The following is a 12728-nucleotide window of genomic DNA, read 5'->3' on the forward strand; positions in this document are numbered from 1 at the left end:
CTCCCTTTCTTCTTTACTCCATGTTTCCTAAAGTAGCTGCCATAACCGCTTTAATTGTATGCATTCTATTTTCAGCCTGATCAAATACTTTTGAATGTTTACTGCGGAATACTTCGTCAGTTACCTCCATTTCTCTCAGCCCATATTTCTCATAAACTTCCTCACCATACATCGTTTCCACATCATGGAATGCGGGTAAACAATGTAAGAAAATCACGTTTTCATTCCCTGTTTCTTTAATCATTTTCATATTTACTTGATAAGGTTTCAATAACTCAACACGTTCAGCAAATTTTTCTTCTTCCCCCATAGACACCCATACATCTGTATAAATTACATCTGCATTCGCAACAGCTTCTTCCACATTACTTGTTATCATTACCTGTTCATTATATTTTTTTGCTAAATCAATTACTTCTTGCTCTGGCCATAAAGATTCCGGTGTACAAATACGTACATCCATTCCAACGATCGCTCCACCAACTAGTAAGCTATTAGCAACATTATTTCGTCCATCTCCAACGTAAACGAGCTTCACATTTTTTAATTTCCCTACATGTTCTCTAATTGTTAATAAATCTGCAAGTGTTTGTGTTGGATGCCACATATCTGTTAATCCATTCCAAACCGGCACACCAGAATTTTGTGCTAAAGATTCTACGGTTTCATGATTAAATCCACGAAACTCAATTCCGTCAAACATGCGTCCTAACACTTTTGCTGTATCCTCTACGGATTCTTTTTTCCCAAGCTGAATATCACCTTTCCCTAAATATTCAGGGTTCGCCCCCAAATCTGTACATGCTACTGTAAATGCACATCGCGTACGAGTAGAGGTTTTTTCAAATAATAGCGCTACATTTTTACCTTCTAAATAATGATGTGGGACACCGTTTTTCTTTTTCTCTTTTAATTCTGCTGCTAAATCTAGAAAATATAATAATTCCTCTTGTGTAAAATCTTTTTCAGCTAGAAAACTTCTTCCTTTTAAATTTGTTCTAGTCATTAACATACTTCATCCCTACTTTCTCCGTTATTTATACTAAATATCTTTACGAACAATTGGCATACTCATGCAACGTGGACCCCCACGACCACGAGATAATTCCGAACTTAGCACCTCAATGACTTCTATACCATGTTCCCTTAATAACGTATTGGATACATAGTTGCGATCATATGTAACAACTACACCTGGCGCAATTGCTAATGTATTAGAACCGTCATTCCATTGTTCACGAGCAGAAGCAATTGCATCTCCTCCTCCACAAGGAATAAGAACTAATTCACTTAAACCTAATACCTCTTTTAATGCTTCCATTAAAGAAGTACGATGTGTAATTTTAAGAGTTTCCACATCTGGACCTTTTTCTAAAATATAAATATTCATATTTCCTTTTGGCCCCTGAATGGCTGGGTGAATTGTAAACTTGTCATAATCAACCATTGTAAACACTGTATCTAAATGCATAAATGCTCGGCATTTTGGAATTTCTATTGCTAACACTTTCTTAATTTTATTTTGTCGGCTAAAAAGATTTTTAGCTAAACGTTCAATTGCTTTAGCTGACGTACGGGCAGATACTCCAATTGCAATTGTTTCTTCATTTAAAATTAGCTCATCGCCACCTTCAATTGGAAACTTATAATCACGATCTAGCCAAATTGGCACATTGTGATTTACAAATCTTGGATGATATTTAATGATGTACTCCATGAATAATGATTCACGTCTACGCGCCGGTTCTCTCATCTTATTTATCGTTAATCCATCGCCCACGCTAGCTGCTGGATCACGAGTAAAATATAAATTAGGCATTGGGTCTAAGTAAAACGGATAATGATCTTCCATTAATTCATATAAATGTGTCTTCTTACTTGTTTCAATCTCGTTTTTCCGTACACCACCCATAATTTTTTGAATTAATTCTTCATTTGAAAAGGAAAGTAAATATTCTTTTAAAGTTTGATGTGCAACATTTACGTCAGCCTGTCCTTCTTCTAAAATACGATCAACAAATTCTTCTCGAAGTTTTTTATCTACTAATGCCTCAGCAGCTAGTTTTTCTAAATAAAGAACTTCAACACCCCGATTGCGTAATGTTTGTGCAAAATAATCATGCTCTTTTTGAATAATTGGTAAGTATGGAATATCGTCAAATAATAATTGTTGCAAATAATCTGGCGTTAAGTTTTCCACTTCTTTACCAGGTCGTTTTAATAAAACTGTTTGTAATTCCCCAATCTCTGAAGTAACATGTATCGGATGCTTCATTTGTTGTACCTCCTTTTAAATATGTTTGATGTCTTACAAGTACATAATAAATGCTACGCGCCTTCATCTTTGTGAAAGCATCCACATTATCATTGTGAAATATTAAACAAGTTATTTTTTTAATATCATATGAATTTGTATTTTTATAACACTTCATCCCGATTTTCCAATAAAAAAATACATATTTTACGCATATATGTTGAATATTTAACTTCCGTATTTAAACAAAAATCCTGTTTTTAATTTTTATTAAAAACAGGATTTTGCATCTAAATAATTAAATTTAACCTTTCTTCTAAAATCTCCCTATCTGATTTTGACTGAGAAATGATAAGGCATGTATCATTTCCACATACACATCCTATTTTTTCTTTCCAATCTAGCTCATCAAACAAAACACCAATAACATGTGCATTACCGGGTAATGTTTTAATAACCATTAATTGATCTACACAATCAATTTTTACAACAACCTCTCGTAATTTTTTCTTTAACTTTATATCAGTTTGTAAATGCTCTTCTGAGAAAAATTTATATATCATTAATCCTTCTTGAGAAGGTACCTTCGTTAAATTTAACTCACGAATATCTCGAGAAACTGTAGCTTGTGTTACTAATACATCTTTTTTTGCTAACAATTCTACTAATCTTTCTTGCTTCTCTATTTCATACTCCTTTACAAATTGTTTAATTAATCGTTGTCTTTTTTCTTTTTTCATAAAAGACACCCCTTTTAATATTATAGCTCGCTATAATTTTCATCCGAAAGGGACAGAAAAGAATGTTGCGGAAACGTTCATAGTTTATACTTTTTAACTGTAGATATTAAATCTAGCTAAAAAAAGAGAAGAACAACATTCTGTTCTTCTCTTTTACATTGAAAACCGTTCAATTGTTTGTTTTAAATCCGCTGATTGCTTCTCTAAGTCTTTTAATAATTGATCGATTGCTATCATATTTTTAGACTGCTGCAACGTCACACGTGCCACTTCTTGTGAGCCAGCTGACGTTTCTTCCGCAATTGCTGCTACAGCCTTTGTTTGTGCTCCTGTTTGATGAATGTGATTCACTTGTTCATTCATATAACTACTAATTTGCTTAGTTGCATCGGCTACTTCCATAACACTTGATGACATTTCTTTTAAAATTAATTCTGTAGCTTCTCCGCGTTTTGCCTCTTCTTTAGCTGTCTTCACCTGCTCTGTCATTTTCAATGCGACTTGCTGTACTTCATCTTGCATATTCCGTAATAACTGCGATATGTTTCTTGCAGAATGATCACTTTCATCAGCAAGTTTACGTACTTCTTCTGCTACAACCGCAAAGCCCCTTCCATGCTCCCCTGCACGAGCTGCCTCAATAGAAGCGTTGAGTGCTAATAAATTTGTTTGGCTAGCAATCTCACTCACAACAGAAACAATGTGTTCAACTTGTTTCATTCGCTCTTCTAATTTCTGTACATTTTCCATCGAATCTTCATTTTCTCTCGCCAATGTTTGAATACCTTGAATTAAAGAAGTAAAGACACGTGTACTTTGTCCTAAAGCTTGAACCATTTCTGAAGACAACTCGTCAGACTGTTTTGCTTTTCCTTCTACTTCATTTGCAATAGAAGTCGTTGTATCAACAGTAGAAACAATCGCTTGAATCGATGCTGCTGATTGCTCGGCACCGGAAGAAATCTCCGCAAGGGTTTCAGACACACCTTGTGCTTGCTTTGTCGCTTCACCTGTTTGTTTTCTAATTTGCTGAACTTGATTATTTGTATACGAAAATGTAGTATCGATATTTTTTACCATGCCCCTTAAGTTCCCTAGCATCATATTAAATGCAACACTTAAAGATTTAATCTCATCATCGGTCTTTGGCAATGGGACATCTTCACGAATATCACCTTCAGCCGCTTTCCTTGCTGCTTCTTCCAACTTTCGAAGTGGTTTAATTAAAAATATTGCTGCCCCATACGCTAAAATTCCAGACCATACTACACCTAATAACATAACGATAATATTATAAACAGTTTGACTTACATAACTTTGAAAATAATCATATATAACGTAAATGAAAATTAAACTTGTTGAATATGTAATGAAAGCTAAAATTGTAGTAAATAACATAAGCTGTATACGCAAGCCAAAGGAAAATGTTTTTCTTTCTTTTCCCATCTCTTCTTTCCCCCTTCTTATAAGCAATATAAGTACTACCTATATATTATTATCCATATTTTCGTTATAGAAAGATATAGGGATTTTAAAAATCATTATTTCTTTGAATATTAAATCCCCCTGAAAAAAATAAAGGATTCTGACAATTTATGACTAATAACAGAAATAAGGGGCAACATTTGTAAAATATATTTTTGACTGGGGGTTTTGTATGATTCAAGTTCGAAATCTAGTAAAATCATTTGGCTCACTTGATGTTTTAAAAGGAATTGATTTAGAAGTAAAAGAAAAAGAAGTTGTTGTTTTAATCGGTGCCAGTGGTTCCGGCAAAAGTACATTACTTCGTTGTCTTAACTTTTTAGAAATGTACGATGAAGGTGAAATTCACTTACAAGGTGAACGAATTGATCCAAAGCATTCAAATTTAAACAAAGTCCGTGAAAATGTCGGTATGGTTTTTCAACACTTTAACCTCTTTCCTCATATGACCTCACTAGAAAACATCATAGAAGCACCTATTCACGTAAAAAAATTGGAAACAGCAGACGCGAAGGACGTTGGGAATCAACTCCTACAAAAAGTCGGCCTACAAGATAAGGCGGATGTAACTCCTCACCTACTTTCAGGTGGTCAAAAACAACGCGTTGCGATTGCACGAGCTCTTGCTATGAATCCTAAAATTATGCTATTTGATGAACCTACCTCAGCCTTAGACCCTGAACTCGTTGGAGAAGTATTGCAAGTTATGAAAGAACTTGCTGAAGAAGGAATGACAATGGTTATTGTTACTCATGAAATGAATTTCGCAAGAGATGTAGCTGATCGCGTCATCTTTATGGATGACGGAAAAATTGTAGAGGATGCTCCACCAGCGCAATTCTTTTCAGCTCCATCACATGAACGAGCAAAACAATTTTTACGTAACGTTTTATAATGTAACTTCTATTTCAAACGTAAAGAAATACATTCATACGGTGCACAACTAATTGTCCAAATAAAATATCTCGATAACATACTTAAAACCATCCGTATGATCAATATATAGGAGGGGTTTTATGAAAAGAAAACTATTAACCATTGTTGCGAGTATTACACTATGTACATCCTTCATACTAGGAGCCTGTAGTAAGGAAAGCTCGACTACTTCATCAAATGGTGAAAAGGAATTTCGTTATGCGATGAGTGGATTATACAAACCTTTTAACTATAAAGAAAATGACGGAAAACTTGCCGGATTTGATGTAGAAATAGGTGAGGCGCTCGCGAAAAAGATGGGAATGAAACCCGCTCCTATTACAAATCCGTGGGAAACGCTAATTCAAGGTCTACAATCAAAAAAATATGATGCGATATTAGGAAGTATGGCCATTACAGAAGAACGATTAAAAGCTGTTAGTTTCTCAAACCCATATTATCGCTCTGGTGCCCAGATTTTCGTAGCTAAAAAGAATACGTCTATCTCTTCTCCAGAAGATTTGAAAGGAAAGAAAATTGGTGTTGTAAAAGCTAGTACCTTTAAAACTCTTGTTTCAAAACATACAGATCAAATTACAGAATACGATAGTGATATTACCGCTCTTATGGACTTAGAGCCTGGGCGTGTGGACGCAGTAATCACTGATCAAATGGTTGGTCTTCGAATGATTAAAGAAGGTAAATCAAATATAAAAGAAGCTGGAAAACCATTAAATCTTGATGAAATGGGAATTGCTATTCGCAAAGATGATAAAGAAATGGTTAAAAAAGTAAATAAAGCTTTAGATGAAATCATTAAAGATGGTACGTACGAAAAGATTAGTAAAAAATGGTTTGGTCGTAATATTCTTGGAGAAGAGGCAAAAACGAAGTAAGTTAACTATTCAAAGATTCCATAAATCATGCCCCACTTTTTATGTGGGGTATTTCATTCCCTACTAAAATCTATACACTATGAGGTGAAACGCATGTTTGAAATTTTTATCTCTACCTACCCCACACTCTTAAAAGCTACTATTGTCACATTACAATTAACATTAACTTCCCTAGTACTCGGCTCATTAATTGGATTACTATTCGCTTTCTTTCGAATCTCTAACAATAAAGTTCTAAATAGTATCGCTCATGTCTACATCGCCATTATTCGTGGTACACCTTTAATTGTTCAAATCGCAATTCTCTATTTTGGTATTACATCTGTTGTTGTGTTCACCCCTTTTTGGGCAGGAGCAATTGCTTTAGCAATTCATAACGGTGCATATATTACCGAAATTTTCCGTGGATCCATTCAATCCGTTGACCGTGGACAATTAGAAGCTGCTCGCTCTTTAGGCATGCCTTACCCTTTGGCGATGCGCCGAATTATATTACCACAAGCATTTCGTCTATCTCTTCCTCCTCTAGGTAATCAATTTATTATTGGATTGAAAGATTCCTCACTTGTTGCTTACGTAGGACTGTCCGAATTATGGGGATCGGGTTTATCAATTGCCGCAAGTAACTTCCAACAATTAGATACATATGTAATCGTTGGTTTATATTATCTCGTACTCGTTCTCCTATTTACTTATTTTGTTAACCTTTTAGAAAAACGATTACAGCGCAAAGAGACAAACTCTATCCAAGTCCATACAAAGAATAAAAAAGAAGTTTCTTTATAAAAAAAAGCAAGCCTGAGATGGCTTGCTTTTTCACTGCAAAATATATCAACTTTTACTGATTTACTTTTTTAATACTCTCTTTTTCTTCTATATGTTCCTCACGATATGAAATATTATGAGGGTCTAATCCATTTCCTAAAGAACCGTAGAAATGTTCTCTATGCGGATCAACTAATTCACTTCCGTGATAATACACACGTGGTGTATTCCAAAGTGCTGCCAATGCTTTTGTCATCGGCATTTCGTGATAGCGTTCCGGCCACATTTCTTTAATCTTCTCTTTTACTAACGGATAGTATTTAGAGCTCATAGCAGGGAACAGATGATGTTCTGTATGATACGAGAAATTGAAATGTAAAACGTCTACCCAGCGCGGCACTGTTACTGATAAACAGTTTGCTAACGGATCATTTACTGGAACAATTGGATTTAAGCGGTGATTTGTTGCGATATATGCCATTACAATAAAGTTAGCAATTAACAACGGAATCACATATGCAAATAACCATTTTCCAGGTCCCATAATAAATAATAAACTAATCCAAACTGTCCAAGGCAAAAGAAGTTGAAGCCATACAGATTTTTGATTCGATGACTTAAATTCTTTTATAAAATGAAAGAACATTCGAGTTGAATGCAATGTAAATTGAATTGTTAGTGACAGGAAACTAAAGAATGAACGTACATGAAGAGGCATACGATATACCCAACTTAAAAACTTACTTTTTTTAAGCTTCTCAAGTGTCGGCCATGCATCTGGATCATTCTCTTCATGCTGTGTATGAACATGATGAGTTGCATTATGCCACTTTCTCCAAAGTTTTGGTCCTGTTGATAATGGCATAAATGCAATCGCGCCTAAGAAATCACGAAGCCATGCCTTTCTTACAACTGTCCCATGTAAAATTTCATGCCCTAAAAACCCAAGTGAAGCAAAACATAGTCCGAGAACAATCGCAATTCCTAGATTTGCCCACACATTCAATTCAAATACACCAATCGCTATTAACCCCGCTAATGCCACAAGTAAATAAGCCAGTCCACCAAATAAACGAGTAGGAACTGGTTTAAATGCTTTTTTTGGCAAATGTGGTGATACACGTGCTGCATACCACCCAAACGTATGAAGCTCCTTCATCCTTTTGCCCCTTTCTTATGCCGCGCCCTGCGCAACTTGCATATATTAATTCTTGCTTCCAGATTGATTTTACTAGGTGATCCAAAAAGCATTTATTATAAGGAAAATATACTCACTCTATCGTCACTTATTTTTCGCTTTTATTATCAATGAAAAACATTTCTCTTTTTACTCTCTATCAACCTTTCCACATGATGAATCATAACAATAGAATTTCTATATTGTCAACAACTTTTATGACCTAGTAATAAAAGTTGGTTATATTTTTATAATCATACTTTATTTCACTAAAAAAAAAGTATAGATTTCATACGGATTTATCCACTATATATATACATATACTTAAATACCATGGACTCTATCTCATTCAAGAATCCTCTATGTAATCAATAAATGGAATCACTTAAATTTAGTTTTATATACATGCTACTTCTTCATAATGCCCTATCAAATTAATTATATTAAAATAATTTAATCCCTCTTTTAATAAAAATAGACTCCTTCTAAAATAACGCACATGAATTTCATATAATATGGAAATATTAAAAGGAAAATTGTTCTAAAATTAGGAGGTTTCCACAATGACAAATGATACATTTCCACAACTGCCCTTATCTTATTGGATTGAATCTACTCCGTTCCCTACTTTTCCTCGTTTATCCGAAAATATAAAGACGAAAGTTGCTGTTATCGGTGCTGGTATTACGGGTATTACTACTGCCTATTTACTTGCAAAAGAAGGCATCGACGTTGTTTTAATTGATTCTGGTCTTATTTTAAATGGAACAACTGGGCATACAACAGCAAAAGTAACAGCACAACATGATCTTATTTACGACGAATTAATAAATCATTTCGGTGTGGAAAAAGCCAGGCTTTACTATGAATCAAATAATCATGCTCTACAATTCATAAATGACACTGTGCAAACATATAAAATCGACTGTAATTTTTCAAATGAAGATTCATACTTGTATACAACTACTGATAACGGTTTAAGAAATTTATCGAAAGAATATGAAGCTTATCAAAAATTAAATATACCTTGTGACTATGTTCAATCTCTATCGATTCCTATTCCAGTACAATCTGCACTTGTAATGAAAAATCAAGCGCAATTCCACCCCCTCCTTTATTTGAAAACACTTTTAGAAAAGTTTGTGGAGATGGGAGGAAAGGTCTATGAACAAACAACAGCTATGGATGTGGAAAAAGGAGATTATCCACAAGTAATTACAAAAGAGGGGCATCGCATCACTTGTGAATATGTCGTCTCTTGTTCTCACTTTCCTTTTTATGATGCGAATAGCTTTTTCTTTACGCGAATGTACGCAGAACGCTCCTATGCTCTTGCAATAAAAGCAAAAACAGATTATCCAGGTGGCATGTATTTAAGTATTGATGATCCAAAACGCTCCTTACGCTATATAACAAACAATGGAGAAAAGTTGATTTTGATTGGCGGAGAGAGCCATAAAACGGGACAGGGAATAAATACGATGCTTCATTATGAAGCACTCTATTCTTTTGCTGAAGCAACTTTTGGAGTAGATGAAGTTCCCTATAGATGGTCAGCGCAAGATTTGATTACGCTAGACAAGCTCCCTTATATCGGACATATTAACGAAAGCAATCCAAATATATTTGTTGCAACTGGATATCGCAAATGGGGAATGACAACAGGAACTGCTGCAGCTCATTTACTGAAGGATTCCATTCTAAAAGTCCACAGCCCATATAAAGAGCTGTTTGCACCATCACGCTTTCATGCAAATCCAGATATAAAAACATTCCTTTCTCAAAACATTGATGTTGCTAAACATTTAATTGAAGGGAAACTTGAAACTGCATTACGTAAACCAGAGGATCTTGAAGTTGGCGAAGGATCCGTTGTACATGTCAACGGTAAACGAGCAGGTGCTTATAAAGATAAAGAAGGAAAACTACATATCGTCGATACGACTTGTACACACCTCGGCTGTGAAGTTGAATGGAATAACGGTGATTGTACTTGGGATTGTCCTTGCCACGGTTCTCGTTTTTCAATTGATGGCGATGTTATGGAAGGGCCAGCAGATCAACCATTAAAACGAGTTGATAACGAATAAAAAAACAAAGAAGTTCAACAAGAATCCTGTTGAACTTCTTTGTTTTTCATGACACCTTTTCATATAAATTTCGACATAAGAAGGGGAATATTAACAGTAAATAAAATAATATATTCATCTACAAATAAAAGGGGTGAATACTATGCAACCTTCTGCTCCACCTCATCTAGAATCTACAGAAACTATCTTTTCAAGCTCTATTACAAAACTTGTTGTTTTTATTTGTTGGCTCGCCATTCTAGCTGACGGATATGATTTAGGTATTTACGGTGCCGTTCTGCCAAAGCTTTTAGAAGACAACAGCTGGGCACTATCACCAGCTCAAGCTGGAACAATTGCCAGCTATGCTCTATTTGGGATGTTTATTGGCGCTATTCTAATCGGAACCATTACAGATTTAATTGGACGAAAGTGGACACTTATATGCTGTTTAGCTCTTTTTTCTATCACAATGGGCTTAGCTGCAATTGCTCCTTCTCCTGAATTATTTGGGCTATCTCGATTTATCGGAGGAATCGGATTAGGCGGTGTTATCCCAACGGCTTCCGCACTTACTGTTGAATATTCATCAAAAAAACGGCAATCTTTTATTTATGCTCTTATGTTTACCGGCTATCCTTTAGGTATCGTGTTAGGTGCTATTTTATCCATGTTTATGTTAGAAGATTTCGGATGGAGAATTATGTTTGGCATCGGAATGATTCCGCTACTCCTCATTCCTTTCATTATTCTTTATTTACCTGAGTCCATTCAATTTTTATTATCGCGGAATCGACAAGAAGAAGTGAACAAAATTCTTAATCGCTTTCAAATTGAATTCCATGTAAAAGATGAAATTTCTGAAGCACCATCTAATATACAAAAGAAAAATGGATTTCTTACGTTATTCTCAAAAGAATACATAAAAGCAACGCTACTTTTTTGGATCACTTATATAATGGGAATGTTTTTAATATACGGTTTAAATACTTGGTTACCACAGATGATGCGTCAGGCAGGATATCCTCTTGGATCTAGTTTATCATTTCTACTTATGCTAAATATTACTGCAGCTATCGGCGCATTATTTGCCGGGGCGATTGCCGATCGTATAGGAGCAAAAATTGTTATTAGCATCTCCTATCTTATGGCAGCCATATGTATTGGACTACTAACAATTAAACCATCTGTTACAATCATTTATCTTTTAATTGGTCTTGCTGGAATTGGATCAGTTGGTATTACTCAAATATTAAATGCTTATGTAACACAATACTTCCCATCACATATACGAGCTACCTCCTTAGGCTGGGGACTTGGACTTGGCCGAGTTGGTGCAATTGCTGGACCTATTCTTGTCGGTATTATTATGACAATGCAATATGACTTAGCATGGAATTTTTACTTATTCTCTTTTGCAGGTCTTATCGCAGCTATATCTGTTTTCTTTATTCCTACAAAATAAAGTGAAACTTTAATCAGTGTTGAGGTGCATCCCCAGCTGATTATTAGTCCACACCAATCAGGCGTTTACGGGCAGTAAGGCTCCCACAAATAGCGGGATAAAAAAAGAGCACAAATTTACTTGTGCTCTTTTTTATTTACTTCAAACAACATATTTCTAAATAGTGTATTCAAACTCTCAATATCAATCCCTAATCCCTTTTCAATCCCTTTCACGTATTGCTGATAATAATCAATTTGTTCTTCTAAAAATTGATTTAACACTTGAATTTTCAATCCAACATCTAATTCCGTACCCGCTTTTTTCTTTATTAACAACTTCTCAATCTCATTCAATACACTACGTTCTATAGATAGTTCTGTAATCAATCGATTAAATTCTACTGGAGGTAATGTCCCTTTCTCTTCTAGCCACTGACAAGCTAAAATAGGACGTAATACATAAAAGTACTTTTTCAACTTTACATTCTCGCCTTGCAAAAATTCACGATAATTTTTTGAAGCCATATGTAAGTAATGATATATCGTTGCTTTTGGATCAAAATTCTTTTCACTCATTTGCTGAAGCTGCTCTGGAAAGTTAGAGTTTTTCGAATAAAAAATTGGTGATCGAATCCACTCAAGTAAAGCTGGATTTGACTTCGCAAACAGTTGTAATGCCTTTTTAATATCCCAGCCACTTATATCTAAGTCATCACTAATTGGATATTCAATTACATCACGTTTATCATGAATTGATAAATACCATTCTACCGGATGTATATAAACAAACCTAACATCATAATCGCTATCTTTCGATGGAAATCCCCAAGCACGACTCCCCGATTCCACTGCAAATAAAATTTTCACATCATTCTCTTCTTCAATTCTTTCTAACTCTAATTCAATTTTTTCTCTCATTTCATACCATCCCCATTTTTTGATTATTTCCTTGGAAATTCGACAAATATACTATTAATTTTA

General features: G+C 34.8%; 11 protein-coding genes. 5 read left to right on the top strand and 6 right to left on the bottom strand.

Annotation, left to right across the window (positions count from 1 at the left end; all coding sequences use genetic code 11):
* Positions 1-13: 13 nt before the first annotated feature.
* From argF to JDS95_RS20005, 4 genes are all read right to left on the bottom strand, one after another.
* Positions 14-1012: an ornithine carbamoyltransferase gene (gene argF / locus JDS95_RS19990; protein WP_002175972.1), complete on the bottom strand. Its 999-nt coding sequence runs from the start codon at positions 1010-1012 to the stop codon at positions 14-16.
* A gap of 30 nt (positions 1013-1042) precedes the next feature.
* Positions 1043-2275: an arginine deiminase gene (gene arcA, locus JDS95_RS19995; protein WP_098058995.1), complete on the bottom strand. Its 1233-nt coding sequence runs from the start codon at positions 2273-2275 to the stop codon at positions 1043-1045.
* Positions 2276-2544: 269 nt separating this feature from the next.
* Complete coding sequence (argR, locus tag JDS95_RS20000; RefSeq protein WP_000711836.1) at positions 2545-2994, bottom strand: arginine repressor; 450 nt, start codon at positions 2992-2994, stop codon at positions 2545-2547.
* Between the two features lie 153 nt (positions 2995-3147).
* Positions 3148-4440, bottom strand: a complete 1293-nt coding sequence (locus JDS95_RS20005) for a methyl-accepting chemotaxis protein (protein ID WP_000514185.1) — start codon at positions 4438-4440, stop codon at positions 3148-3150.
* Between the two features lie 211 nt (positions 4441-4651).
* On the opposite strand from JDS95_RS20005, the gene JDS95_RS20010 reads away from it, so the two are divergent.
* The 3 genes from JDS95_RS20010 to JDS95_RS20020 all read left to right on the top strand — a co-directional run bounded on the left by JDS95_RS20010 (position 4652) and on the right by JDS95_RS20020 (position 7076).
* The gene (locus tag JDS95_RS20010; protein ID WP_000616929.1) at positions 4652-5374 is read left to right on the top strand and encodes an amino acid ABC transporter ATP-binding protein; all 723 of its coding nucleotides are present in this window, start codon (positions 4652-4654) and stop codon (positions 5372-5374) included.
* A 121-nt stretch (positions 5375-5495) separates the two neighbouring features.
* Positions 5496-6290 (top strand): ABC transporter substrate-binding protein, encoded by a 795-nt coding sequence (locus tag JDS95_RS20015; protein WP_000823745.1) that lies wholly within the window; start codon positions 5496-5498, stop codon positions 6288-6290.
* Between the two features lie 93 nt (positions 6291-6383).
* Positions 6384-7076 carry an amino acid ABC transporter permease gene (locus JDS95_RS20020; protein ID WP_000461553.1) on the top strand — a complete coding sequence of 231 codons (693 nt, stop codon included), beginning with the start codon at positions 6384-6386 and terminating at the stop codon, positions 7074-7076.
* Between the two features lie 52 nt (positions 7077-7128).
* On the opposite strand, the gene desB is transcribed toward JDS95_RS20020, so the two are convergent.
* Positions 7129-8214, bottom strand: a complete 1086-nt coding sequence (desB, locus tag JDS95_RS20025; protein ID WP_000661208.1) for a Delta(10) desaturase DesB — start codon at positions 8212-8214, stop codon at positions 7129-7131.
* Positions 8215-8795: 581 nt separating this feature from the next.
* On the opposite strand from desB, the gene JDS95_RS20030 reads away from it, so the two are divergent.
* Entirely contained in the window at positions 8796-10322 is a 1527-nt protein-coding gene (locus JDS95_RS20030) for an FAD-dependent oxidoreductase (RefSeq protein ID WP_000180404.1), read from the top strand.
* Positions 10323-10464: 142 nt separating this feature from the next.
* Complete coding sequence (locus tag JDS95_RS20035; RefSeq protein WP_001183101.1) at positions 10465-11766, top strand: MFS transporter; 1302 nt, start codon at positions 10465-10467, stop codon at positions 11764-11766.
* Between the two features lie 116 nt (positions 11767-11882).
* Here JDS95_RS20035 and JDS95_RS20040 read toward each other — a convergent pair whose 3' ends face one another.
* Positions 11883-12665: a nucleotidyltransferase domain-containing protein gene (locus tag JDS95_RS20040; protein ID WP_001208227.1), complete on the bottom strand. Its 783-nt coding sequence runs from the start codon at positions 12663-12665 to the stop codon at positions 11883-11885.
* Positions 12666-12728: the final 63 nt, after the last annotated feature.

This window comes from Bacillus cereus group sp. N24 (assembly GCF_016483345.1).
GTDB classification, from domain to species: Bacteria; Bacillota; Bacilli; order Bacillales; family Bacillaceae_G; genus Bacillus_A; species Bacillus_A toyonensis.

What these genes read in the sequence shown, in the direction of transcription:
- argF (WP_002175972.1), bottom strand. Translation starts at nt 1,012, where the DNA reads ATGTTAATGACTAGAACAAATTTAAAAGGAAGAAGTTTTCTAGCTGAA.
- arcA (WP_098058995.1), bottom strand. Translation starts at nt 2,275, where the DNA reads ATGAAGCATCCGATACATGTTACTTCAGAGATTGGGGAATTACAAACA.
- argR (WP_000711836.1), bottom strand. Translation starts at nt 2,994, where the DNA reads ATGAAAAAAGAAAAAAGACAACGATTAATTAAACAATTTGTAAAGGAG.
- JDS95_RS20005 (WP_000514185.1), bottom strand. Translation starts at nt 4,440, where the DNA reads ATGGGAAAAGAAAGAAAAACATTTTCCTTTGGCTTGCGTATACAGCTT.
- JDS95_RS20010 (WP_000616929.1), top strand. Translation starts at nt 4,652, where the DNA reads ATGATTCAAGTTCGAAATCTAGTAAAATCATTTGGCTCACTTGATGTT.
- JDS95_RS20015 (WP_000823745.1), top strand. Translation starts at nt 5,496, where the DNA reads ATGAAAAGAAAACTATTAACCATTGTTGCGAGTATTACACTATGTACA.
- JDS95_RS20020 (WP_000461553.1), top strand. Translation starts at nt 6,384, where the DNA reads ATGTTTGAAATTTTTATCTCTACCTACCCCACACTCTTAAAAGCTACT.
- desB (WP_000661208.1), bottom strand. Translation starts at nt 8,214, where the DNA reads ATGAAGGAGCTTCATACGTTTGGGTGGTATGCAGCACGTGTATCACCA.
- JDS95_RS20030 (WP_000180404.1), top strand. Translation starts at nt 8,796, where the DNA reads ATGACAAATGATACATTTCCACAACTGCCCTTATCTTATTGGATTGAA.
- JDS95_RS20035 (WP_001183101.1), top strand. Translation starts at nt 10,465, where the DNA reads ATGCAACCTTCTGCTCCACCTCATCTAGAATCTACAGAAACTATCTTT.
- JDS95_RS20040 (WP_001208227.1), bottom strand. Translation starts at nt 12,665, where the DNA reads ATGAGAGAAAAAATTGAATTAGAGTTAGAAAGAATTGAAGAAGAGAAT.